Source organism: Luteimonas sp. A537 (genome assembly GCF_054052065.1).
This window is the reverse complement of sequence record NZ_JBSVRH010000004.1, coordinates 453,884-477,775: the sequence shown is the minus strand read 5'-3', so window position 1 is coordinate 477,775 and position 23,892 is coordinate 453,884. Positions and strand designations below refer to the sequence as shown.

At 68.0% G+C, this 23,892-nt stretch carries 20 protein-coding genes and 2 tRNA genes; 14 read left to right on the top strand and 8 right to left on the bottom strand.

Features of this window, described 5'->3' with window-relative positions:
* Positions 1–44: 44 nt before the first annotated feature.
* The 3 genes from ACW7GZ_RS12940 to gnd are packed head-to-tail and all read left to right on the top strand — an operon-like array spanning position 45 to position 3,820.
* Entirely contained in the window at positions 45–1,379 is a 1,335-nt protein-coding gene (locus ACW7GZ_RS12940; RefSeq protein ID WP_457009586.1) for a glucoamylase family protein, read from the top strand.
* Entirely contained in the window at positions 1,379–2,881 is a 1,503-nt protein-coding gene (locus ACW7GZ_RS12935; protein WP_457009584.1) for a mercuric reductase, read from the top strand. The genes ACW7GZ_RS12940 and ACW7GZ_RS12935 overlap by 1 nt, the downstream gene beginning before the upstream one ends.
* Before the next feature lie 33 nt (positions 2,882–2,914).
* On the top strand, positions 2,915–3,820 hold the full coding sequence (gene gnd, locus ACW7GZ_RS12930; RefSeq protein ID WP_457009582.1) for a phosphogluconate dehydrogenase (NAD(+)-dependent, decarboxylating): 906 nt from the start codon (positions 2,915–2,917) through the stop codon (positions 3,818–3,820).
* A 12-nt stretch (positions 3,821–3,832) separates the two neighbouring features.
* Here the strand turns inward: gnd and tkt are convergent, their stop codons facing one another.
* From tkt to zwf, 4 genes are all read right to left on the bottom strand, one after another.
* Positions 3,833–5,905, bottom strand: a complete 2,073-nt coding sequence (gene tkt / locus ACW7GZ_RS12925) for a transketolase (RefSeq protein WP_457009580.1) — start codon at positions 5,903–5,905, stop codon at positions 3,833–3,835.
* A gap of 91 nt (positions 5,906–5,996) precedes the next feature.
* Positions 5,997–7,646, bottom strand: coding sequence for a phosphoglucomutase (alpha-D-glucose-1,6-bisphosphate-dependent) (gene pgm, locus ACW7GZ_RS12920; RefSeq protein WP_457009578.1), 1,650 nt, complete (start codon positions 7,644–7,646; stop codon positions 5,997–5,999).
* A gap of 11 nt (positions 7,647–7,657) precedes the next feature.
* Positions 7,658–8,743: a transaldolase gene (gene tal / locus ACW7GZ_RS12915; protein ID WP_457009576.1), complete on the bottom strand. Its 1,086-nt coding sequence runs from the start codon at positions 8,741–8,743 to the stop codon at positions 7,658–7,660.
* A gap of 64 nt (positions 8,744–8,807) precedes the next feature.
* Complete coding sequence (gene zwf, locus ACW7GZ_RS12910; RefSeq protein WP_457009574.1) at positions 8,808–10,196, bottom strand: glucose-6-phosphate dehydrogenase; 1,389 nt, start codon at positions 10,194–10,196, stop codon at positions 8,808–8,810.
* 386 nt (positions 10,197–10,582) lie between these two features.
* On the opposite strand from zwf, the gene ACW7GZ_RS12905 reads away from it, so the two are divergent.
* From ACW7GZ_RS12905 to ACW7GZ_RS12890, 4 genes are read left to right on the top strand one after another with little or no spacing between them, the layout of a single operon-like run.
* The gene (locus tag ACW7GZ_RS12905; protein WP_457009632.1) at positions 10,583–11,422 is read left to right on the top strand and encodes a succinate dehydrogenase iron-sulfur subunit; all 840 of its coding nucleotides are present in this window, start codon (positions 10,583–10,585) and stop codon (positions 11,420–11,422) included.
* Positions 11,423–11,469: 47 nt separating this feature from the next.
* Entirely contained in the window at positions 11,470–11,847 is a 378-nt protein-coding gene (gene sdhC, locus ACW7GZ_RS12900) for a succinate dehydrogenase, cytochrome b556 subunit (protein WP_457009572.1), read from the top strand.
* Positions 11,848–11,850: 3 nt separating this feature from the next.
* On the top strand, positions 11,851–12,234 hold the full coding sequence (sdhD, locus tag ACW7GZ_RS12895) for a succinate dehydrogenase, hydrophobic membrane anchor protein (protein ID WP_457009570.1): 384 nt from the start codon (positions 11,851–11,853) through the stop codon (positions 12,232–12,234).
* A 27-nt stretch (positions 12,235–12,261) separates the two neighbouring features.
* Positions 12,262–12,708, top strand: a complete 447-nt coding sequence (locus ACW7GZ_RS12890) for a CBS domain-containing protein (RefSeq protein ID WP_457002648.1) — start codon at positions 12,262–12,264, stop codon at positions 12,706–12,708.
* 215 nt (positions 12,709–12,923) lie between these two features.
* Here the strand turns inward: ACW7GZ_RS12890 and ACW7GZ_RS12885 are convergent, their stop codons facing one another.
* Both ACW7GZ_RS12885 and ACW7GZ_RS12880 read right to left on the bottom strand, forming a co-directional pair.
* On the bottom strand, positions 12,924–15,326 hold the full coding sequence (locus ACW7GZ_RS12885) for a membrane-bound PQQ-dependent dehydrogenase, glucose/quinate/shikimate family (protein WP_457002646.1): 2,403 nt from the start codon (positions 15,324–15,326) through the stop codon (positions 12,924–12,926).
* Between the two features lie 204 nt (positions 15,327–15,530).
* Positions 15,531–17,402 carry a LysM peptidoglycan-binding domain-containing protein gene (locus ACW7GZ_RS12880; RefSeq protein WP_457009568.1) on the bottom strand — a complete coding sequence of 624 codons (1,872 nt, stop codon included), beginning with the start codon at positions 17,400–17,402 and terminating at the stop codon, positions 15,531–15,533.
* A gap of 131 nt (positions 17,403–17,533) precedes the next feature.
* On the opposite strand from ACW7GZ_RS12880, the gene ACW7GZ_RS12875 reads away from it, so the two are divergent.
* The 5 genes from ACW7GZ_RS12875 to ACW7GZ_RS12855 all read left to right on the top strand — a co-directional run bounded on the left by ACW7GZ_RS12875 (position 17,534) and on the right by ACW7GZ_RS12855 (position 21,999).
* Positions 17,534–18,208 carry a trimeric intracellular cation channel family protein gene (locus tag ACW7GZ_RS12875; protein WP_457002901.1) on the top strand — a complete coding sequence of 225 codons (675 nt, stop codon included), beginning with the start codon at positions 17,534–17,536 and terminating at the stop codon, positions 18,206–18,208.
* Between the two features lie 12 nt (positions 18,209–18,220).
* Positions 18,221–18,673, top strand: a complete 453-nt coding sequence (locus ACW7GZ_RS12870) for a CopL family metal-binding regulatory protein (RefSeq protein WP_457009566.1) — start codon at positions 18,221–18,223, stop codon at positions 18,671–18,673.
* Between the two features lie 117 nt (positions 18,674–18,790).
* A complete protein-coding gene (locus tag ACW7GZ_RS12865; RefSeq protein ID WP_457009564.1) occupies positions 18,791–20,587 on the top strand; it encodes a copper resistance system multicopper oxidase in 1,797 nt (598 codons plus the stop codon).
* Positions 20,584–21,441: a copper resistance protein B gene (locus ACW7GZ_RS12860; protein WP_457002638.1), complete on the top strand. Its 858-nt coding sequence runs from the start codon at positions 20,584–20,586 to the stop codon at positions 21,439–21,441. Before ACW7GZ_RS12865 ends, ACW7GZ_RS12860 begins: the two co-directional genes overlap by 4 nt.
* Before the next feature lie 24 nt (positions 21,442–21,465).
* Positions 21,466–21,999, top strand: coding sequence for a DUF411 domain-containing protein (locus ACW7GZ_RS12855; protein ID WP_457009562.1), 534 nt, complete (start codon positions 21,466–21,468; stop codon positions 21,997–21,999).
* A 50-nt stretch (positions 22,000–22,049) separates the two neighbouring features.
* Here ACW7GZ_RS12855 and ACW7GZ_RS12850 read toward each other — a convergent pair whose 3' ends face one another.
* Positions 22,050–23,321: a Yip1 family protein gene (locus tag ACW7GZ_RS12850; protein ID WP_457009560.1), complete on the bottom strand. Its 1,272-nt coding sequence runs from the start codon at positions 23,319–23,321 to the stop codon at positions 22,050–22,052.
* A 143-nt stretch (positions 23,322–23,464) separates the two neighbouring features.
* On the opposite strand from ACW7GZ_RS12850, the gene ACW7GZ_RS12845 reads away from it, so the two are divergent.
* A tRNA-Ala gene (locus ACW7GZ_RS12845) sits at positions 23,465–23,540 on the top strand.
* A 40-nt stretch (positions 23,541–23,580) separates the two neighbouring features.
* Positions 23,581–23,656: transfer RNA gene (locus ACW7GZ_RS12840), tRNA-Glu, on the top strand.
* A gap of 63 nt (positions 23,657–23,719) precedes the next feature.
* On the opposite strand, the gene ACW7GZ_RS12835 is transcribed toward ACW7GZ_RS12840, so the two are convergent.
* A complete protein-coding gene (locus ACW7GZ_RS12835) occupies positions 23,720–23,890 on the bottom strand; it encodes a hypothetical protein (protein ID WP_457002634.1) in 171 nt (56 codons plus the stop codon).
* Positions 23,891–23,892: the final 2 nt, after the last annotated feature.

The following is a 23,892-nucleotide window of genomic DNA, read 5'->3' as shown; positions in this document are numbered from 1 at the left end:
ACGTCATGACCTGCTAACACCGCGGACCCTAGACTGCAGCCAACGTGCCGAAGACGATACAAAACAGCATCGCGGAGGCTGGCGAACCCTTGCTGGAGCACTACCAGCGCGCCGCCTTCGGCTACTTCCTGCGGCACCGCAACCCGGTCAACGGCCTGTACGCCGACACCTCGCGCGAATGGTCGCCGGTCAGCATCGCGGTCGTCGGGTTCGCGCTGTCGACCTACCCGGTCGCGGTCGAACGCGGCTGGATCGGGCGGGCCGAAGCGGTCGAACATTGCGCCGCCGCGCTGCGCTTCTTCCGCGACAGCAACCAGGACGGCAGTCCAGGTTCCACGGGACACAAGGGCTTCTACTTCCACTTCCTCGACCGCGACACCGGCACCCGCGTCTGGCGCTGCGAGCTGTCGATGATCGACACTGCACTGCTGATCATCGGGGCGCTCATGGCCAGCCGCTACTTCGATGCCGACACGCCCGACGAGGCGGAGCTGCGCACCATTGCCGACGGGTTGTACCGCCGCATCGACTGGCGCTGGGCGCAAGACGGCGGCGAAACGATCATGCAGGGCTGGAAGCCCGAGTGCGGCTTCCTTCACTACGGCTGGGAAGGCTACAGCGAGGCGATCGTGCTGTACGTGCTTGCCCTGGGTTCGCCCACCTACCCTATCGGCGAGGACTGCTACCGGGCCTGGACCAGCACCTACCAGTGGGAGAATCTCTATGGCCACGGCTTCCTGTACGCCGGCCCGCTGTTCATCCACCAGTTCTCGCACGCGTGGATCGACTTCCGCGGCATCCGCGACAGCTTCATGCGCCAGAAGGCCTGCGACTATTTCGAGAACAGCCGTCGCGCCATCCATGTGCAGCGCGCCTATGCCTGCATCAACCCGCGCGGCCACCGGGGCTACGGGCAGGATTGCTGGGGCCTGAGCGCCTGCGAGGGACCGACCGACGAAGTACAGGGAGTGGATGCGGAGCCGCGACACCTGTTCGGCTATGCCGCGCGCGGCGTGCCCTACGGGCCGGACGACGGCACCCTGTCGCCGCCGGCGGTGCTGGCGAGCGTGCCGTTCGAACCGGAACTTGCGCTCGAGGCCATCGGCACGATGAGCCGACGCCATCCGGAGATCGTCCACGAACACGGCTTCACCAGCGGCTTCAACGCCGACCTGCGCGACAAGGCCGGAAAGGCGTGGGTATCGCCCGGCCTGTTCGGGCTCGACCAGGGCATCATCGTGTTGATGCTGGAAAACCATCGGACCGGCCTGCCCTGGGCGCTGATGCGCCGCTGCCGGTACGTGGTCGACGGGCTGCGCCGCGCGGGCTTCGAAGGCGGCTGGCTCGATATCGCCGCGTGCGACGGGGAGCGAGGCTGATGCACCACCGCGACTCCGGCATCGGCATCGGCACCGTGGTCGACCCGTTCGTCCGTGACGAACTGCACGACAATCTACGCCCGGCCCGATGGCGCAATCCCGAGCCGGCCGAACGCTACGGGCTGGTCGTCGTCGGTGCTGGCGCCGCCGGCCTGGCGGCCGCGCAGGATGCTGCCGCCACCGGCGCGCGCGTTGCGCTGGTGGAGCGCGACCTGCTCGGCGGTGACCGCCTCAGCTTCGGCTGCCAGCCCTCCAAGGCCCTGGTACGCACCGCTCGTGTGTACGCGGAAATGCGCGATGCCCGGAAATACGGCGCCATCGTACCGCCACGGGTCGAGGTGGATTTCCACGCCGCGATGGAGCGCGTGCTGCGGCTGCGCGCGCGCATGAGCCGCGCCAGCTCGCCGCGGATGCTGCGCGAAGCCGGCATCGACCTGTTCTTCGGCCATGCCATGTTCAAGGCCACGGACCGGTTGGAACTGGACGGCGTGCAGCTGCGGTTCGACAAGGCCTTGATCGCGACCGGTGCCGAGCCCGACGTGCCCGACATCCCAGGCCTGCGCGACGTGGGCTACCTGACCAACGAAACGATCTTCGGCATCGCCGCCCTGCCCCGGCGGCTGCTGGTCATCGGCGGCGGCCCCCTGGGCTGCGAACTGGCGCAGGTGTTTCGCCGCTTCGGCAGTCGCGTGATCATCGTCCAGGACATGCCGCTGTTCCTGCCCCACGAAGAGCGCGATGCGGCGCAGATCCTGTCGGTGGCGTTCGCTCGCGACGGGATTGAGGTGCGCCTGAATACCGAGGTGACCGCCGTGCGTCGCGTCGGCGACGGGATCCACGCCGACCTGCGCACCGACGACTACGTGACGAGCGTGGTTGCCGATGCCGTGCTGGTCGGCACCGGGCGGCTGCCGCGCATCGACGACATGGGCCTGGAGGCGGCAGGTGTCGGACATGATGCGGTCGAAGGCATCCGGGTGGACGATCACCTGTGCACGGCGAACCCCACGATCTACGCGGCCGGCGATGTCTGCATGGCCCACCGATTCACCCATGTCGCCGTGGCCACCGGGCGCATGGCGGTGGCCAATGCCCTGCGCGGTGAACGGCAGCGCCTGGGCGATCTGGTGATTCCGTGGTGTACGTATACCGATCCGGAGATCGCACACGTGGGCCTGTACGTGCGCGAGGCAATGCTGCGCGGAATCCCCATCTCCACCAGCACGATCCCGCTGCACGCGGTGGACCGGGCGGTGCTCGACGGCGACGAGATTGGCTTCATCAAGCTGCACATCGCCGACGGCTCCGACCGCATCCTGGGAGCGACGATCGTGTCCCGCCGCGCCGGCGAGCTGATCGGTCAGGTGACCCAGGCGATGGTCAACGGCACCGGCGTGCGCGGGCTGGCGCGGGTCATCCACCCTTACCCGACCGAGTCGTCCGCGATCGGCGCGGCGGCGCGGGCCTGGTGCCTCGAGCATCCTGTGTCGCCAGGGGCGTGACGAGCAGCGCGGTTGCACAACGAGGAGGAAGACATGGAACTTGGCATGATCGGCTTGGGCAAGATGGGCGCGAACATGGCGCAGCGCCTGGTGCGCGGCGGCCACCGCGTGGTCGGTTTCGACCCGAAACCCGAGGCGCGTTCACTGGCCGAGGGCTTCGGCGCGGAGTCCGCCACCTCGCTGGAGGAGCTCGTCGGCAAGCTGTCGTCGCCACGCGTGGCCTGGATGATGGTGCCGGCCGGGGCCATCACCGGCAGCACGGTGGATGCGCTCGTCGAGCTGCTGGCGGCAGGGGACACCATCGTCGACGGCGGCAATTCCAACTACAAGGACACCGTGGATCGCGCCAGGGCCGTCGCCGGCAAAGGCCTGCACTACGTCGATTGCGGCACCAGCGGCGGCGTGTGGGGTCTTGCCGAGGGCTACAGCATGATGGTCGGCGGCGAAACCGATGCGGTCGAGCGACTGCGGCCGGTGTTCGAGACGCTGGCGCCGGGCAAGGACCAGGGCTGGGGCCACGTCGGGCCGTCCGGGTCGGGGCACTTCACCAAGATGGTCCACAACGGCATCGAGTACGGACTGATGCAGGCCTATGCGGAAGGCTTCTCGATCCTCGGGCACAAGCAGGAATTCGGCCTCGACCTGCACCAGGTGGCCGAGATCTGGCGCACTGGCAGCGTCGTGCGCTCCTGGCTGCTGGACCTGACCGCTGACGCGCTGGGCAAGAACCCGACGATGGACGGTATCGCGCCGTTCGTGCCCGACTCGGGCGAAGGCCGCTGGACCGTGGCCGAGGCGATCGACCTCAACGTGCCGGCGCCGGTGATCACCCAGTCCCTGATCGCCCGCCTGCGCTCGCGCGACGGCGAATCGTTCGCCGACCGGCTGCTGTCGGCGATGCGCAACGAGTTCGGTGGGCATGCGATGAAGAAGGAATAGGCGCACCCGCCATCAGCTTGGCTCCGTTCCGAGCAGCGCACGGGCGCGCGCGCATACGTTGTCAACGGTGAACCCGTAGCGCTCCAGCATCTCGCTGCCCGGTGCCGAAGCACCGAAGCGGTCGACGCCGAGCACGTCGCCGTGGTCGCCGACGTAGCGGTGCCAGCCCTGCGGCGACCCCGCTTCCACCGCCAGTCGCGCAGGCACGGACGACGGCAGCACGGATTCACGGAATTCCTGCGGCTGTTCGTCGAACAGCTCCCAGCACGGCATCGACACCGCGCGCGCGGCGACGCCTTCGCCCTGCAGTTTCTCCACGGCGGCCAGCGCGAGACCGGTTTCCGCGCCGGTGCCGATCACGATGACGTCGGGTTTGCCGCCTTCCGCATCGAGCAATACATAGGCGCCCTTGCGCAGGCCATCGGCCGATGCGTACTTGTCGCGATCAAGCGTGGGCACTTTCTGCCGCGAAAGCGCCAGCGTGACCGGCCGGTCGCGTGCTTCGATGGCAACGCGCCAGGCGACGGCCGTTTCGTTCGCATCCGCGGGCCGGATCACCAGCAGCCCCGGCACCGAACGCAGGCCTGAAAGCTGCTCCACCGGCTGGTGCGTCGGACCGTCCTCGCCCAGCGCGATGCTGTCGTGGGTGAACACGTGCACCACGTGCAGGCGCATCAACGCGGCCAGGCGCATCGGCGGGCGCATGTAGTCGGAGAAGATCAGGAAGGTCGCGTCGTAGGGAATGATGCCGCCGTGCGCGGCCAGCCCGTTGCAGATGGCGCCCATCGCGTGCTCGCGAACGCCGAAGTGCAGGTTGCGGCCCGAATAACTCCAGCCGCCGCCGGCCGAGCCCTGCTCGTCCTCGCCCGGCGTGGCGCGCGGGTCGAAGTCGCCCAGGCCCTTCACCGCGGTGTAGGTCGAAGGATCGAGGTCCGCCGAACCGCCGGTCAGCGCCGGCAGCTTCGGCGCGATCGCTGACAGCACCTTGCCGCCGGCTTCGCGCGTGGCCATGCCCTTGGCGTCCGCGGGGAACACCGGAATGTCCGCGTCCCAGCCGTCGGGCAAAGTCGCTTCGAGGCTGGTGCGGAGCTCGCGCGCGTCATCGGCATAGGCATCGGCGTAGGTATCTAAACGTTGCTGCCACGCGTCCTGCCCGCGCTTGCCGCGGTCGAGCGCGGAGCGGAAGTGCGCCATCGCGTCGTCGGGCAGCAGGAACGCCGGCTGCTCGGGCCAGCCGAGCTTGCGCTTGGTCGCCGCCACGCCCTCCTCGCCCAGCGGCGAGCCGTGGGCCTTGTAGCTGTCCTGCTCCGGCGAGCCATAGCCGATGTGGGTGCGCACCAGCACCAGCGACGGCCGCGCGGTTTCGTCGTGCGCCCGCTGCAGTGCCCGTTCGATCGCGGCGACATCGTTGCCGTCGTCTACGGCTTCCACGTGCCAGTCGTAGGCGAAAAATCGTGCGGCGCGATCCTCGGTGAAGGTGATGTCGGTGCCGGCGGCCAAGGTCACGCTGTTGTCGTCGTAGAGCACGTTGAGCTTGCCCAGCTTCAGGTGCCCGGCAAGCGATGCGGCCTCGGAGGCGACGCCTTCCATCAGGTCGCCGTCGCTGGCGATGACCCAAGTGCGGTGGTCGACGACGACGTGGCCCCGGCGGTTGTAGCGCGCCGCCAACTGCGCCTCGGCCATCGCCATGCCCACGGCGTTGGCGAAGCCCTGCCCCAGCGGCCCGGTGGTGACTTCCACGCCCGGCGTGTGGCCGCGCTCGGGGTGTCCGGGGGCCTTGCTGCCCCACTGCCGGAACTGCTTGATGTCGTCGAGCGTCAGGTCGTAGCCGGTGACGTGCAGCAGGCTGTACAGCAGCGCCGAGCCGTGGCCGGCGGAGAGCACGAATCGGTCCCGGTCCGACCACAGCGGATTGGCCGGGTTGTACTTCAGGAATCGCTGCCACAGCACGTAGGCCATCGGCGCGGCGCCAAGCGGCAGGCCGGGATGGCCGCTGTCGGCCTTCTGCACCATGTCGACGGAAAGGAAGCGCAGCGTGTCGATGCAGCGCTGGTCGAGGGAGGCGGATGCTTGTTGGGGGGCCATGATCCTGCTCCGTTGTGGGGGGGGGGGGGCGGCCAGGCCTGGGCTTTACAGAAGATCGCGGCCATGCCCGCTCCCAGAAGGAACGGGTTCTTCAGTTCTTGGCGAGCGCCGCATCGACGATGCCCTGCGCCTCGGCGAGGATCGCTTGCAGGTGATCGGGGCTCTCGAAGCTCTCGCCGTAGATCTTGTAGATGTCCTCGGTGCCCGACGGCCGTGCGGCGAACCAGCCATTGTCGGCGACGACCTTGATGCCGCCGATCGGCGCGTCGTTGCCAGGCGCCTTGTCCAGTACCTGGCGGATGTCGGCGCCCGCGAGCTTGTCGGCCTTCAGCTGGCCGGGTGAAAGCTTCGCCAGCACGTTCTTCTGCTGTGCGCTGGCCGACGCCTCAACGCGGTCAGAGAAGACCTCGCCGAAGGCCTCGCACAGCCCGCGGTAGTGTTCGGCCGGGTCGTGCCCATGGCGCGCGGTGAGTTCGGCGGCGAACAGCGCCGGTGCGATGCCGTCCTTGTCTGTGGTCCAGGCCGTGCCGTCCCGGCGCAGGAAGCTGGCGCCCGCGCTTTCCTCGCCGCCCAGACCCAGCGAACCGTCGAACAGGCCGTCGGCGAACCATTTGAAGCCTACCGGCGTTTCGTACAGCCTGCGCCCGAGTTGCTTGGCGACGCGGTCGATCATGCTGCTGCTGACCACGGTCTTGCCCACGGCGGCATTCGCGTCCCACTGCGGGCGGTGGCGGAACAGGTCGTCGACCATCGCGGCCATGTAGTGGTTCGACGGCAGCAGGCCCGCCTTCGTCACCACGCCGTGGCGATCATGGTCGGTGTCGCAGGCGAAGGCGACGTCATAGCGGTCCTTCATCCCGATCAGCCGCTGCATCGCGTACGACGATGACGGGTCCATGCGGATCTTGCCGTCCCAGTCGCGGGTCATGAAGGCGAACGTGGGGTCGACCTGCTCGCTGACGACATCGAGATCCAGCCGATAGCGCTCGGCGATGCGCGCCCAGTAGTGCACGCCGGCACCGCCCAGCGGATCGACGCCCATGCGCACGCCGGAGCCGCGGATCAGGTCGAAGTCGAGGACGTTGCCGAGGTCGGCGACGTAGTGATCGAGGAAATCGTGTTCGCGCGTGGTATTCGCGGCGTGCGCCTGCGCCAGCGGCACGCGCGCCACGCCCTTGAGGCCCGCTTCTAGCAGCGCGTTGGCGCGGTCCTGCACCTGACGGGTGATCGCGGTGTCGGCCGGCCCGCCGTTGGCCGGGTTGTACTTGAAGCCGCCGTCGCCAGGCGGATTGTGCGAAGGCGTGACGACGATGCCGTCGGCCAGGTGCGAGTCACGGTCGCGGTTGTGGACGAGGATCGCATGCGAAACCGCGGGCGTGGGCGTGAACTCGTCGCCCTGCGCGATCCGCACTTCCACGCCGTTCGCGGCCAGCACCTCCAGCGCGCTGTCGCGCGCGGGTGCGGACAGCGCGTGGGTGTCGATGCCGAGGAACAGCGGCCCGTCGACGCCCTGCGCCTTGCGGTATTCGCAGATCGCCTGGGTGATGGCAAGCACATGGTGCTCGTTGAAGCTGCCGTCCAGCGAACTGCCGCGGTGGCCGGAGGTACCAAACGCCACGCGCTGCGCGGCGACCGACGGATCCGGCGTCACGTCGAAATAGGCGGCAAGCAGCTTGTCGATGTCGACGAGCTGCGCGGGCTGCGCCGGCTTGCCGGCCATCGGGCTGATGTTCGTGTCCATGGCCACCTTGCTCAGCGGCCGCCGGCCAGCGACCGCGCCTTGTCGGCGATGCGCTGCAGCAGCTGGTTCCAGGACTTGACGAAGGCGTCGGCGCCGTCGCGCTGCAGCTGCGCGGCCAGCGCGTCGATGTCGACTCCGGCCGCGGCGATCTTCGCAAGCGTGGTGGCGAAGTCGCCGCCATCGTCGGCCAGCGCGCCGCGCACCTTGCCGTGGTCGGCGAAGGCATGCAGCGTCTTCTCGGGCACCGTGTTGATCGTGTCGGGTGCGGCCAGCGCTTCGACGTAGAGCGTGTCGGACGCCTTCGGGTCCTTGGTGCCGGTGCTTGCCCACAGCAGGCGCTGGGGCCGCGCGCCTGCCGCGGCGAGCTTTTTCCAGCGATCCGAAGCCAGCAGATCGCGATAGGCGCGATAGGTCTGCTGCCCCACCGCGATGCCCAGGCGGTTGTGCAGCTCTTCCGGCAGTTGCTCCGCGCTGGCCCTGTCCCAGCGGCTGATGAACAGCGAAGCGACCGAGCCCACCACCGGGTCCAGGCCGGCCTCGATGCGCCGCTCGATGCCGCGCATGTACGCGTCTGCCGCCGCGACATACTGCTGCATGGAGAACAGCAGGGTCACGTTGATCGGCACGCCGGCGAAGATCGATTCCTCGATCGCCGACACGCCTTCCGGCGTGCCCGGGATCTTTACGTACAGGTTGTCGCGCCCGGCCTGCGCGTGGATGCGCCTGGCGGCCTCGATGCTGCCGGTGGTGTCTGCGGCCAGCAGCGGCGAGAGCTCCATCGACACCCAGCCGTCGACGCCGCCGGTGGCATCGAACACGGGGCGGAACAGGTCCGCCGCCCGGCGCAGGTCCTCCAGCGCCAGCTCGACGAACAGCTCGGCGTCGCGCTTGCCGGCGGCGGATTTCTTGCCGATGCCGGCATCGTAGGCGTCGCTGTCGCCGATCGCCTGGTCGAAGATCGTTGGATTCGAAGTCAGGCCGGTGATCGCGTACTCGTCGATGTAGCGCTGCAGCGTGCCGTCGTCGAGGATCTCGCGGGTGATGTTGTCCAGCCACAGGCTCTGGCCGAGCTCGCGCAGGGATTGCAGGTGGTTCATGACGACTCCTGTCGTGTCGATACGGATTCAGCGGTGGCGGGTTCAGGGGTGGCGGGCTCGCGGTCTAGCACGGCTCGCTCGTCTCGGGCTGCGGGTCGTGCCAGCCTTCGTCGTTGACAACGATTCCGGTCGCCGACGCCGGCCCCCAGCTGCCCGGCTCGTAAGACTCGACCGGCGCGTGTTCCTGCAGCACCGGATCCACGACTCGCCAGGCGGCCTCCACCGCTTCGTCGCTGGTGAACAGGCCGGCGTCGCCGCGCACCGCATCGCCGAGCAGGCGTTCGTACGGCGACTTTTCGTCGACGTGCTGGTGGCGCGCGGTCAGTTCGACGGCCTCGCCGCGCATCTGGTCCCCGGCGCGCTTGACCCGCACACCGGTCGAGATCACCACTTCCGGGCTCAGGCGCAGGCGGAAATAGTTTGAATGCGCCGGCTGGCTCTCGTCGAAGATCGACAGCGGCGGGCACTTGAGGTCCACCATCACCTGGGTCGAGGTGATCGGCAGGCACTTGCCTGCGCGGATGTAGAACGGCACCCCCGCCCAGCGCCAGGTGTCGATGTACAGGCGCAGCGCGGCGAAGGTCTCCACGTCCGAATCCTTCGCCACCCCCGGCTCGTCGCGATAGCCGCGGAACTGGCCGCGCACCAGCTCGCCGGGCTCCAGTGGGCGCATGGCGCGGAACAGGCGCAGCTTCTCCGCCCGGATCGACTCGGGATCGCCGCCGATCGGCGCGTCCATCGCCAGCAGCGCGACCACTTGCAGGAGGTGGTTCTGGATCACGTCGCGGATCGCGCCGACGCCGTCGTAGAAGCCGCCGCGGCCCTGCACGCCAAAGGCCTCGGCCATGGTGATCTGCACGTTGTCGACGTACTCCCGGTTCCACAGCGGTTCGAGAAAGGCGTTGGCGAAGCGGAAGTACAGCAGGTTCTGTACTGCTTCCTTGCCCAGGTAGTGGTCGATGCGGAAGAGCGAGGATTCCGGGAACACCTCGTGCAGGGTGGCGTTGAGCACCCGGGACGAGGCCAGGTCGCGGCCGAAGGGCTTCTCGACCACCACCCGCGCGCCCCGTGCGCAACCGCTGGCGCCCAGCGCGCGGACCACGGTCCCGAACAGGCCCGGCGGGATGGCCAGGTAGTGCAGCGGCCGCTGCGCGGCCCCGAGTTCCCTGCGCAGGCGCTCGAAGGTGCCGGCGTCGGTGTAGTCGCCGTCGATGTAGCGCAGCTGTGCGGCAAGCCGGGCGAAGGCGGCTTCATCCACACCGCCGTTGTGCACCAGGCTCTCGCGGGCACGTTCGCGCAGCTGGTCGACCGTCCAGCCGGCGCGGGCCACGCCGATCACCGGCATGTCGAAGCGGCCGCGCGCGACCAGCGCCTGCAATGCCGGAAAGATCTTCTTGTAGGCAAGGTCGCCGGTGGCGCCGAAAAGCACGAATGCGTCGGAAACGGAAGTCAAGTGGACTCCTGTCCTGGGTGCGGTGCGCCCGCCATGCTAATGGGCCCCGGGTTAATGCCGGGTCATCGCCGGGGCGTCCGCCCAGGGCCGCAGCCTCATGCGCCGGAGTTCGGCCAAGGTCAACTCCGGCACCGACGCAGTCGGCCTGGTACATCGCACCGCTCAGACAGGGGCGGTTTCCGGCACCAGCGACGCCTGATCCAAGAAGCGCGACGCAGATCGCGCACATTTGAAGGGCCTTCACGGAGATCTCCCGCTTGCGGGACTACTTTTGCATGACCTTTCTCGGTGCCGGGCACGAACCACAAATCATGTCCCGCAAACCGATCAATGACTTGCCGCGCGCAACCCAGCTGGTGCCCCCCACCCGTGACCCGGATCGACTGATGATCATCGAGGGATCGGATCAGGTTCCGCGCGCAACCCTGCTCAAGCGTTTTCCAGTACCGCGCAATATGGGGGTAGCTCCGGAATCGCGTATCAAGAACGGCAAGACGTGGCCGGTGCCTGTCGGGGCGACGCGAACCAAACGGTTCCAGATCTACCGCTACGATCCAGATTCCACGGCCAATCCGCGCCTGGATACGTTTGAAGTCGATCTCGACGACTGCGGCCCAATGACGTTGGACGCACTTTTCTGGATCAAGAACAAGGTCGATCCAACCCTTACGTTCCGACGCTCATGCCGCGAAGGCATCTGCGGCTCCTGCGCCATGACCATGGATGGCACGAACTGGCTCGCCTGCATGCGATTCATCACCGACCTGGCTTCGCCAGCAACCATCTATCCACTGGCGAACATGCCGGTCGTCAAAGATCTTGTTCCGGACCTCACGCATGTGTTCGCGCAATACACCGCGATCGAGCCATGGCTCAAGTCCAGAACGCCAGAACCCGAGCGCGAACGACTTCAATCGGTGGAGGAGCGTCGCAAGCTCGATGGTTTTTACGAGTGCATTCTATGTTTCTGCTGCACGTCGGGCTGCCCCAGTCATTGGTGGAATGGCGACCGTTTCCTGGGCCCTGCGGTACTGCTCCAAGCTTGGCGTTGGCTTGCCGACAGTCGTGACGACGCAGCGGATGAACGGCTCGACGCACTCGAAGACCCCTTCCGCCTTTACCGATGCCACACCATCCTCAACTGCACCCGGACGTGTCCGAAGGGCCTGAACCCGGGCAAGGCCATCGCGGAGATCAAGCGGCAGATGATCGAGCGCAGGGGCTGACGGCGGACCTCATGGAAAAACCGTCAAATCCTGTGCGGAAACGGCCGATGCCCCGATCTCCCAATATCCAGATCTATCGCCCGCAGCTGACTTCGGTCCTGTCGATCGTCAATCGCATCACCGGCGTCATGCTGAGCGTGTGTGCCATCGTGTTGGTGCTCTGGTTGCTCGCTGCCGCATCAGGGCCGGGCCCCTATGGCCTCGTACAAAGCGTTATCGGCTCTTGGGTCGGTCAAGCCCTGCTGGTGGCAGCCACTCCGGCGTTCTTCTTGCATCTTTGCGGAGGCATCCGCCATCTGTTCTTCGATGCCGTGCAGGGATTCGAGCTGCGTTCCATTTATTTGTCTGGCTGGGCAGTGGTGGTGGCGAGTGTGGTGTTGACCGTGTTGGCCTGGGTGCTCGCCATGCTCTTGAGAGCGAGTTAGGACATGGGCAGTCACGACATGCGATCCCCCGTGGCCCGTGCGGCCGGGCTCGGATCGGCGAAGGCGGGCGTCGAACACTGGTGGGCCCAGCGCGTTTCAGCCGTTGCGCTCATCCCGCTCACGCTCTGGTTCGTCGCGTCGCTCATCGCGCATACCCACAGTGACCACGCCACCTTCCTGACGTGGTTGAGAGCACCATTGAATGCCGTTGCGATGATCCTGTTGCTGCTGGCGTTGTTCCATCACACGGCACTCGGCCTGCAGGTGGTCATTGAGGATTACATGCACTCACCTGCCAGGTTCGCGGTGCTGGTAGCGATGCGCCTGGCCTGTGTCGCATTGGCCGTTGCCGGTGCCATGGCTACCCTGCAAACAGCCTTCAAATGAACGCGAGCGTGAACCCGGAGGAGCACCATGATATTCATTGAAGCATCGCTGCCTGTAGCGCGCGAGCGGCTCGTCATGCTTGCCGACGACGCGCAACTCATCGAGGCCGCCAAACTCTTGCGCAATACCGGGACCGACCTTGTGGTGATTTGCGACGTGAATGGTGTGCTGGTGGGCGTCGTGACCAAGACCAACGTCGTCGACCAGATCAGTCGATGCCAAGGATGCGGCTGCACCACCGCGGTTTCATCTGTAATGGTGCGCGATGTTCTTGCTTGTCGGCCCGGAGATCGGATGGACGAGGTGTGGTCGAAGATGAAAACGCGTGGCTTGAAGAACGTTCCGGTGACAGACGAGGATTCCCGGCCAATGGGAGTGCTCAATGCCCGCGATGCGCTGCAAGCGCTCATGCAGGAAGTCGAGTACGAGGAATCGCTGCTTCGAGACTATGTGATGACCGTCGGTTACCACTGAATCCAGTGTGCGAGCCTTGCTGCTTCGGAGCTTTTTATGCCTGACGAAGACCTGCAATTCCCGACCCCGTTGCAGCTTCGCGCGAAAGCACTTGCAAGCTGGGAAAACGAGGGCGGCGCGATCCGTAGCGTACATGTGGGGGGATTGCCATACGAGCGCGCGGAGCCGCCACAGTGGGCGGAAGCAAACAGGCCGGGCCTTCCGTCAAAGCAGCGTCACTGCGGCGTCCGCGCCTCGTTACCCCCGGGCAGCGCATAGGCGACCACGTAGTCACCCCGGTCCGGCGACATGCGTGCGCCGCCCGCGGTGATTACCACGTACTGCCGGCCGGTGCGCGGCGAGACGTAGCTGGCCGGGCCACCCTGGCTGCCGACCGGCAGCCGGCCCTTCCACAGCTCCTTGCCGGTGCGCGCGTCGAGCGCGCGCAGGTAGTAGTCCTGGGTGCCGGCGAAGAACACGAGCCCGGATGCGGTGGCCAGCGAGGGGCCGAGGGTCGGCATCCCGATCGGGATCGGGAGCCCGATCTTGATCCCGAGCGGGCCGGTATCGCGCACGGTGCCCATCGGTACCTGCCACAGCACCTTGCGGCCAACCAGGTCGATCGCGGTCATGGTGCCGAACGGCGGCTTCTGGCACGGCACGCCGAGCTGCGACATGTAGCGCTCACGCATCGCGCCGTAGGGCGTGCCCTCCATCGGCACGATGCCCATCTCGATGCCGCTGGCGGACGTGGGCACGTCCGCGCGCCTGACCATGTAGTTGGCCAGTCCCAGGCGCATGTCGTTGATGAAAAGCGTGTGCGTGGCCGGGTCGACCGACGCACCGCCCCAGTTCATCCCGCCGAGCGAGCCGGGCATCTGCAGCGAACGGTCGAGCCCGGGCGGGGTGTACACGCCCTCGTGGCGCATGGCCTTGAACTGGATCCGGCACAGCAGCTGGTCGAGTGGCGTGGCGCCCCACATGTCCGACTCGGTGAGCGTCGCATTGCCGATCGACGGCATGCCCACCGAAAACGGCTGGGTGCGTGCGTAGCGCTCGCCGGGCAGGCTCCCCTGCGGCACGGGCTTTTCCACGACCCGGGTGATCGGCACGCCGCTGCGGCGGTCGAGCACGAAGATCTCGCCCTGCTTGGTGATCTGCACCAGCGCGGGCATGGTGCCGCCCGCGCCATCTGGCAGGTCGTAGAGCAGCGGCTGCGCGGGGATGTCGAAGTCCCACAGGTCGCGATGGGTCATCTGGAAATGCCAGCGCGGACGGCCGGTGGCGGCGTCGAGTGCGACCACGGCCGACGAATACTTCTCGTCCAGTTGACTGCGGTGGCCGGACCAGAAGTCGGGCGTTGCGTTCCCGGTGGGCGCGTAGATCAGGCCGAGCGCGGGGTCATACGACATCGACGCCCAGACGTTCGGGGTGCCGCGGGTGTAGGTCTCGCCCGCCGGCGGCATTCCGGTGGTAGCAGGATTGCCGGGGTCCCAGGCCCAGACCAGCGCGCCGGTGATGGCATCGAACGCGCGCACCACGCCGGGCGGTTCGTCGACGGCGAAGTTGTCGGCGACGCGGCCGCCGACCACGACCAGGTTGCCCGCGACCAGCGGGGTCGAGGTCTGCTGGTAGTAGCCGGGTTTGATCTCGCCCATGCCGATGGAGAGATCGACGGTGCCGCCAGTGCCGAAGCCGGCGCAGGGCAGTCCGCTGTCGGCATCGAGCGCAATCAGGCGGGCGTCGAGGGTCGGCAGGAACAGCCGGCGCGGGCACATCGTTGTGGGCTGCGACTCGGCGGAGACCCCTTCAGCGGCCCGCGCGGCGGTCGCCTCGTGATAGCCGAGTCCACGGCAGCGCTGCCAGTTCGGCGCAGTGGCCTTCGGATTGAAGCGCCACCGCTCCCGGCCGGTATCGACATCAAGCGCCAGGACGGTGCCGTAGGCGGTGCAGACGAACAGGTCGCTGCCGATCTGCAGCGGGGTGTTCTGGTCTTCGGCGCCGGAGCCGGTGCTTTCGGGGATGTCGCCGGTGCGCGCGGTCCAGGCCACTTCCAGCCGGCCGACGTTGTCGCGGGTGATCTGGTCCGGCGTAGCGAAATGCATGCCGGTAATGTCGTTGCCCTGCCAGCGTCCGTCACCGATGGGCGTCGCGGGCGCGGGCATCGGGGTCGAGTCGGCATCGGCCTGGACCGGCACCACCGGTCGGAACATGAGCACAACGCCGGCCGCCAAGCCCAGGGCAAGCACGCCGGCGAGCGCGTACGGTGCCGCGCGCCGCGCCGGCCGCCCGTCCATCCGCGCCAACCACGGGTAGGCCAGCGCCACCAGCACGCTGAGCACGCCGAATGCGAACAGCCGCGAGATCAGTGGCCAGGTCTCCAGTCCTGCATCCCACAGCGCCCAGCCCAGCGTGGCCAGCATCGTCGCTGCGTAGATCCACGCGCCGAGGCGACGACCGCGGAACATCAGCACCGCGGACACCGTCAGCGCGAGGCCGGCGAGCACGAAGTACGCGCTGCCCCCCAGCAGCACCAGGCGCGCACCGCCGACGGTCATGAACAGGCCGACGGCGAGAACGAGGAGGCTTGCGACCCGGACGGGCCAGCGTGTTGTGCGCACAGCGATGCGGTTGTTCATCACGAGCTCCGGCGACAGGTGGACCGGCCAGAACTCCACAGACACTCACTGGCCGCTTTGCGCATAGCGCCGCTCGAACTCTACCGGTGGAACATCGCCAGCGGAACGATTCCGACGAAGCCACCCCTGCACCCGCGCCCTGCCGGCGCATCAGCGAGCCCGCCGGTGAGGGCCGGCACGGATCCGTGCCGGCCTGCCCGCCTGTTACTTCCAGATCGCCGCAAAGCCGTTCGGGTGCTGGCCCGGATTGGCGTAGGAGAAGGCCTCGAGCTGGCTGGCGGTCATGGTGGTGATCCCGGGGCGCGCGGGGTCGCCGACGATGAAGTTGCCGTTGCCATCGATGCCGGCCACATAGATGAAGTGCCCGCCACCGCCGGGCAAACCGCCGTTGAGGATCACGGTCTGGCCTGATTCGAGCGCGCCGCGCACGGATGCCGCGGAGCCGCTGGGGTTGAAGCTGGCCTGCAGGCCGGCGTTGCGCGCGCCCTGGGCGATCAGCGAGGCGTTGCCCGGCACGCCCTCACCCCAGTTCTGCCCGATCAGGCCGACCGCCTCGTTGCGGGTGGCGATGGTGTTCGGGCGCACGCCCCAGGCGGCCAGCGCCATGGTCAGCGAGGTCGGGCCGCAGGACCAGCCATCGGGCTGGGCCAGGAAGAAGCTGCTGCGATCGGTGCTGGCACCGCCGGGACCCGGCACCGGATTCGGCACCGGTGCCACATCGCCGTTGCCGGGCACGGTCAGCGTCTGGCCGACGTGGATCAGGTTCGGATTGGCCAGGCCGTTGAGCTGTGCCAGCGTCTGCCAGCTGGTGTTGAACTGGCCGGCGATGCCCGACAGCGTCTCCCCCGCCCGCACGGTATGCATGCCGGTCTCCGGGACCGGTGCCGGCGTCGGCGTGGGTGCCGGCGCGTCGCCGCCACCCGGCGTCCTCAGCACCTGCCCCGGGAAGATCAGGTTGGGATTGCTCAGGCCGTTGAGCCGGGCCAGCGTCTGCCAGTCGGTGCCGCGTGCCTCGGCGATCGTCGACAGGCTCTCGCCGGACTGCACGGTATGCGTGCCCGTGGCCGGCGCGGTATCGCCGCCACCCGGCGTCCGCAGCACCTGGCCCGGATAGATCATGTTCGGATCGCCCAGGCTGTTCAGCCGTGACAGCGTCTGCCAGTCGGTCCCCAATCCGCTGGCAATGCCCGAGAGCGTGTCGCCGGCGCGGACGGTATAGGAGCCCGGATCGGCCTGGCCGCCACCGCCCGGAAGCTGCAGTACCTGGCCGGGATGGATGGTGTTGGCGTCGCGCAGGCCGTTGAGCTGGGCCAGGGTCTGCCAGTCGGTGTTGTTGGCATTGGCGATCGCCCACAGCGAGTCACCCGCTCGCACGGTGTAGGTGCCGCCGGATGGCGCCGGCGTGGGCGTTGGAGTGGGAGTCGGTGCCGGGCCCGGATCGGGCGTGGGCCCCGGGTTGGAGACGTTGCCACCCGGCGGCGGCAGCTCCGTCGTGGCCTGCTGGCGCACGCGGCTGGTCGCCTCGCCGGAGGTGATGCGGCCGTCGCGGTTGGCGTCCAGGCCGGCGTTCTGGGTATAGGCCTTGCCGTCGCCCCTGTCGAACAACGTGGCGCCCGGGTCGGAGACCGGATGCCCGTAAAGCACGGTGGTGTACAGGCCTTCCAGCGTGCCCAGCCGTTCACCCTTGTAGGTGCCGAAGTACTTCTCGACATAGTCCAGCTGTTCGATCGCGCTCATCTGTGAAAGCGCGTAGGTCGAGGTGCCCAGGCCCTGCGCGGTCGGCGGAATGAACTGGATCAGCCCGGTGGCGCCGCTGAGCGGGTTCACCACGTCCGGCCGGAAGCTCTGCCCCGACTCGAAGCTCATCACCGCCATCAGGTACTCGGGCTTGGTGCCGATGCGCGCCGCGATGGCTTCCACCTTGTCGATGAAAGCCTGGGTCACGTGCGGACTGCCGCGCACGCCCATGATGTCGTTGTAGTCATAGCCGCTGGGGCTGATGAAATCGCCGGGCCGGTCGACGAACGCAGCGTTGGCGGCGTGGGACGGGGATGCGGCAATGGAATCGAAGGTCATGGGCGGTGCTTCCTTTCGGCAATACCGTGACAGTCCTGCAACCGGCGCCGCGCGACAACCTAGGGACCCCCCTAAGCCATTGTCCGGCTTCACATTTCTGGACCATGCAGGGCTTGTGTAAGCTGCCCGCGATGATTGCCGCCGAACTCCAGGGGTCCCCCGAATTCCACCGCACCCTGGTGCTGGTACTGGACCTGTGCGGCACCTTTGCGTTCGCCGTCAGCGGCGCGACCGCTGGCGTGCGCCAGCGCCTGGACCTGTTCGGCGTGCTGGTGCTGTCCTTCGCGGCCTCGACCTTCGGGGGAATCAGCCGGGATGTGTTGATCGGCGCGACGCCGCCGGCCGCGTTCCAGGACTGGCGCTACCTGGCGGTCGCCATGGCGGCGGGCGTGATCGCGTTCTACTGGTCGACGCTGGTCGAGCGCTTGCGCAATCCGGTGCGGATGCTTGATGCGGTCGGCCTGGCCTTTTTCGCCGTCGCCGGCACCCACAAGGCACTGGTGTTCGGGCTCAGCCCGGTGATGGCGGCGCTGATGGGCATGCTGACCGGCATCGGCGGCGGCATGGCGCGGGACATCCTGCTGGCCGAGGTCCCGGCAGTGCTGCGCTCGGACCTTTACGCGGTTGCCGCGCTGGCAGGGGCGGCCATCGTCGTTGCCGGCAACCTGCTGGAAGCGCCCGTGCTGGTGTCCGCGGCCATCGGCGGGCTGGTCTGCTTCGGCCTGCGGATGGCGGCCCTGCGCTGGGGGTGGCAGCTGCCCATGGCGCGCGGCTCGCAGCCGTCCGGCGGGGACGGGACGCGCTAGACTGGCGGCACTGTGCGCGCGTATGCCCTGCCCCTGCAGATCCTGCTTGCCCTGGCCCTGGTCCTGAACGGGATCGGCGGTGCGGTGGCGGGCGTGCTGGCCGGGCTGCCTCCGCCTGTCGTGGCGCCGGCCGCGACCGTCGCGGACAACGCCCTGTCGGCCATGCCCGGCGACTGCGCCGGCCATGCCGATGCCGATGCCGTGGCCAACGCGGCCGGGCCCGGGACCGTCGCGCCCGATCCCGCGGCAGACTGCCACTCCACCGGCGGCTCCGATTGCGGCTCCGATTGCGGCAACACCCCGCAGTGCCGCCAGGCCTGCATGCACGCGTCGCTGGCGGTGGCGGTGGCGCCGTCCCCCATGGTCGGCGTGGCGCGGCCGCGGACGGATGCGAGCCTGCACCGGCTGGCCGCCGGCCATCCGGCCCCGCCGCTGACGAGTCCCATCCGCCCTCCGATCGCCTGACCGCGGCGCCACCAGGCGCCGGTTTTCGGCTGTCGCCCGGCACTGTCCGGGTGGTGATCCATCGAAGCTCGATGTCGCGGCACGGCCCGCGGCGTTGCAGCGTGATCCGGAGATTCCATGCACCACCCTCCCCCGCGCCCTGGCGCGAACTTCCCCCGACGTCGTTTCGTCCAGGGCCTGGCCGCTGGCGGCGCGATGGCCGCACTGGGCATCGCCCCCCGGGCCGGCCTTGCCGCGCCGCATCCGCAGGTGCCCGTGCTCCGCGGCAGCCGGTTCGATCTGTCGATCGGCCGGTCTGCGGTCGACTTCACCGGGCGCCCGCGCCTGGCGACCACCGTCAACGGCAGCCTGCCCGGCCCCATCCTTCGCTTCCGCGAAGGCGACACGGTCACCCTGCGGGTGGCGAACCGCCTGCGTGACGCCTGGTCATCGATCCACTGGCACGGCCTGATCCTGCCGGCGAACATGGACGGCGTGCCGGGCCTGAGCTTCGACGGCATCGCGCCCGGCGAGACCTGGCAGTACCGCTTCCAAGTCAACCAGTCGGGCACGTACTGGTACCACAGCCACTCGATGTTCCAGGAGCAGGCCGGGCTGTACGGCGCGATCGTCATCGATCCGCGCGAGCCGCCTCCCTACCACTACGACCGCGAGCACGTGCTGCTGCTGTCGGACTGGACGGACATGGATCCGGAGGCGCTGTTCCGGCGGATGAAGAAGGATTCCGCCTACGACAACTACTATCAGCGAACCGTTGGCGATTTCATCCGCGACTCGCGTGCCGATGGCTTCGGTCCCACGCTGCGCGACCGCGCCATGTGGGGCCGGATGCGGATGACGCCGACCGACATCTCCGACATCAACGGCCACACCTACACCTACCTGCTCAACGGCGCCGCGCCGGCGGGCAACTGGACCGGCCTGTTCCAACCCGGCGAGAAGGTGCTGCTGCGCTTCATCAATGGTTCGGCAATGACCTACTTCGACGTGCGCATTCCGGGGTTGAAGATGACCGTGGTCGCGGCCGATGGCCAGTACATCCATCCGGTCACGGTGGACGAGTTCCGGATCGCGACCGCCGAGACCTTCGACGTGCTGGTCGAACCGGGCGGCCAGGATGCGTACGCCATCTTCGCCCAGGACAGCGGCCGCACCGGCTATGCCCGCGGCACGCTGGCCGTGCGCCACGGCCTGGCGCCGCCGGTACCGGCGCTGGACCCGCGCCCGCTGCTGACCATGGACGACATGGGCCACGGCGGGATGGATCATGGCGGGATGGATCATGGCGCGATGAACCACGCGGCCATGGACCACTCCGGGCACGGCGCGCACGGCGGCCACGGCGCGCAGCCGATGGCGGGAATGGACCATGGGCCGGGCGGCATGCAGCAGCACCCGGCCAGCGAGGACGGCAATCCGCTGATCGACATGCAGGCGATGTCGCTGGCGCCGAAGCTGGATGATCCCGGCGTCGGTCTGCGCGGCAACGGCCGCACCGTGCTGACCTATGGCGCGATGCGCAGCCTGTTCGACGATCCCGATGGCCGTGATCCCGGCCGCGAGGTGGAGCTGCACCTGACCGGGCACATGGAGAAGTTCGCCTGGTCGTTCAACGGTGAAGCGTTCATGGACGCCGAACCGCTGCGCATGACCTACGGAGAGCGCCTGCGGATCGTGCTGGTCAACGACACCATGATGTCCCACCCGATCCATCTGCACGGGATGTGGAGCGACATCGAAGGCGCGGACGGGGATTTCCAGCTGCGGAAGCACACCGTGGACATGCCGCCGGGCACGAAGCGCAGCTTCCGCGTGCGCGCCGATGCGCTCGGCCGCTGGGCCTTCCACTGCCACCTCCTGTACCACATGGAGGCGGGCATGATGCGCGAAGTGCGTGTGGAGGAGCAGGCATGAGCGGCACGCACGCCACGCTGCTCGCGCTGGCCACCATGCTGGCGGGAGTCGCAGCTGGCCAGGTCCAGGCGCAGGACCATTCAAAGATGCACCATTCGACGGGGGACCACTCCGGTCATGCCAGGCCGTCGGACTCCCCGGCCCCCATCACGCCAATCCCGGTACTCACCGACGCCGATCGCGCAGCCGCCTTCCCGGAGCTCGAACAACACATGCAGCACGCCCCGGCGGTCAACAGCTATCTGTTGTTCAACCGCTTGGAGGCCCGGGATGCCGACCCCGGCAGCGGCCTGGCCTGGGAAGCGCAAGGCTGGCTCGGCACCGACCTGCATCGGCTGTGGCTGCGCACCGAGGGCGAGCGCAGCGGAGGCACGACCGAGTCGGCCGAGCTCGAGCTGCTCTACGGGCGCAGCGTCTCGGCATGGTGGGACGTGGTCGCAGGAGTGAAGCACGAGTTCGCCCCCGGCGACGCGCAGACCTGGGCGGCGTTCGGCGTGCAGGGGCTCGCCCCCCATATGTTCGAGGTCTCGGTGACCGGCTATGTCGCGGAATCCGGCCGTACGGCGCTGGTCGCGGAAGTCGAGTACGAACTGTTGCTCACCAACCGCCTGATCCTGCAGCCCGTGGTGGAAGCCACCTTCTTCGGCAAGGACGACCCGGTCCGTGGTGTCGGCTCGGGACTGTCCTCGGTGGAAACGGGCCTGCGCCTGCGCTACGCGTTCAATCGCCACTTCGCGCCGTACATCGGCGTGGTCCACGAACGGACGTTCGGCAACACCAGTCGGTTGCGTCGGGGCGACGGCGGGTCGATCCGCGACACGAGCGCTGTTCTCGGCCTTAGATTCTGGTTTTAAACAGCTACTTACAGGATATTTATGATGAATGACATCAACAAGGGTTTGGCAATGGTGTTGGCGGGTGTCTTCGGTGTGCTCGCGGCCTGCACGGCCGACAGCAGCGCCCCCGCCGCGCCCGCGCTCCGGTCGCCCGTGCCTGCGCACACTCCCGTCGCGCCGGCGAACACTCCCGGGTCGTCACTGCTGGTGGTGCACAAAAACCCGACCTGCGGCTGCTGCGTCGCCTGGATCGAGCACATGCGCGGCGCCGGCTTCGCTGTCGAAGTCCACGACCACGACGACATGGGGCCGGTGAAAGACCGCGTGGGCGTGCCCTACGCCAAGGGCTCCTGCCATACCGCCGAGATCGAAGGCTATTTCGTCGAAGGCCACGTGCCAGCGGACGATGTAAAGCGCCTGTTGGCCGAGCGCCCGGATGCGCGCGGACTTGCCGTGCCCGGAATGCCGGCGGGATCACCGGGGATGGAGCTCCCCGACGGCACGGTCCATTCCTATGCGGTCGAGCTTGTCCAACGCGATGGCAGCACGATCGAGTACGCCCGCCACGGCGACTGACCGGATGCGGGCGCCCGGTCCCGGGCGCCCCTTTCCGGGCCGCTGCCGGATCAGTTCCGGCGGGGTTTGATCTGGCCGACGACACCCCTGAGCTCGTCGAAGCTGTCCACGTTGCCGCTCGCCTCGATCTTGAAGTGGTTGGTCCCGGTGACGCTGTACGTGCCGTACTTCCGGGCACTGTTCCATTCTTCGCTGAAGAGCTGGCCGTCGCGGCTGTAGGTACGCTCGAAGCCGTCGCTGGTCTCGGTGCTCTCCTCGACGCCAAAGGCACTGGCCATCGCCATCATCGAGCCCATGGCGGCAAGGTCGACGATCTCGACCTGGATCTCGCCGGAACCGTCGTCCGACGCATAGGTGGCGGATGCCTGGCTGATCTCCATGCCCATGCCGCTGTTGCGACTCGCGGAAATGCTGGTCCGGGTCCTGTTGCCGAGCCTGTCGGGCAACAGCGCGCGGAGCTCTTCGGGCGCAAGTGCCGGCACGGGCTCGCCGTCCGCGCCCGTGCTGCCGGACATGGCGCCCATCATCGCGCCAAGCGCCCTGGCCTGCGCATTGCCGTCACCACTCGCCTTGGCCGCTTCGACGTCGCGGGCGGCGTCTTCCATGCGCTTGCCCATCCGCTCCAGCTTGCCGAGCCGGCTGTCCTCGTCGAAGGTCACGCCGCTGCCGCTGCCGCTGCCGCCCAGCGCACCGCTGGCGAGCGCGCCCGCGCCGGTGATTCCGGCCAGGATCGCGCCCAGGATCAGGCTCAGTACGAAGGTAATGACCACGCTGACCGCCGTGTAGCCCAGCGACTTCTCCGGCGGGCACTTCATGGTGTGCGGCAAGCCGAGGTACAGCAGATAGATGCTGTACGCGGCACCGGCCAGCGCGACCAGCCAGCCGAGCCAGGGGATGACCACCCCGATGCCGGCCACCCATGCCGCCGTCCATGCGTAGCCGACCGCCTTGAGTGCCTGCACCTGGTCCTTCTGGCCGCCGAACGACGGCGCCAGCGCGTTGACGCTCATCGCCACGACGTACAGCACCACGAGACCCAGCACGTAGCCGAGCACCATGCCGAACAGGCCGATCAGGATCGGCGTGCTCACGTTGATGCCGAGCATGCTGTGCCCGATCAGGCTGCCCTTGATGAAGCCGAACACCGCCGGGATGGCGGCAAGGATCATGATGTAGCGCGTGTAGAGGTCCTTGATGCCCGCGTCTTCAGCGGCGATCACCGGCCACTCCGTGTGCGGCGACGTCAGGATCGCCTGGACCCTGGCGACCAGGGATGCGGAGTCGATCGAGGGGCGGCTGGGGAACTGCGGGTCGGTATCCATGCGGGGATCCTTTGAAAGCACAGGGCGATGATTGTCCCCATGATGTACGCCGCCCGCCTGCTGCACAGGACATCCGAGGGCAACGCGATGACATGTGTTGACGGAACGATTTCCCGCCCCTACAATTTCGGGCTCAGCAACGTGGGGCCATAGCTCAGCTGGGAGAGCGCCTGCATGGCATGCAGGAGGTCGGCGGTTCGATCCCGCCTGGCTCCACCACTCATCGACCCGGGCCGGTCATGAGTGCGGACGGTTTCAAGTCCCCATCGTCTAGAGGCCTAGGACACCACCCTTTCACGGTGGACACCGGGGTTCGAATCCCCGTGGGGACGCCAACACGGAAAAAGCCCGCCTTCATGGCGGGCTTTTTCTTTTGCGGGCCTGCCCTGCCGGCCCGCTCAGCCAGTACTGCCGCCTTCGCGCGCGGCGATCTCCGGCCAGTCGATTTCAACGCCCTTTCGATGCCCCTTTTCGACCAGTTTCAAGCCCGTCGGGTCGATGGTCAGGGTGTATGCCTTGTCGCCGATCTGCACTTCGCGCTTGAGCGGTTTGTCGAGCTTCGTCGTCATGG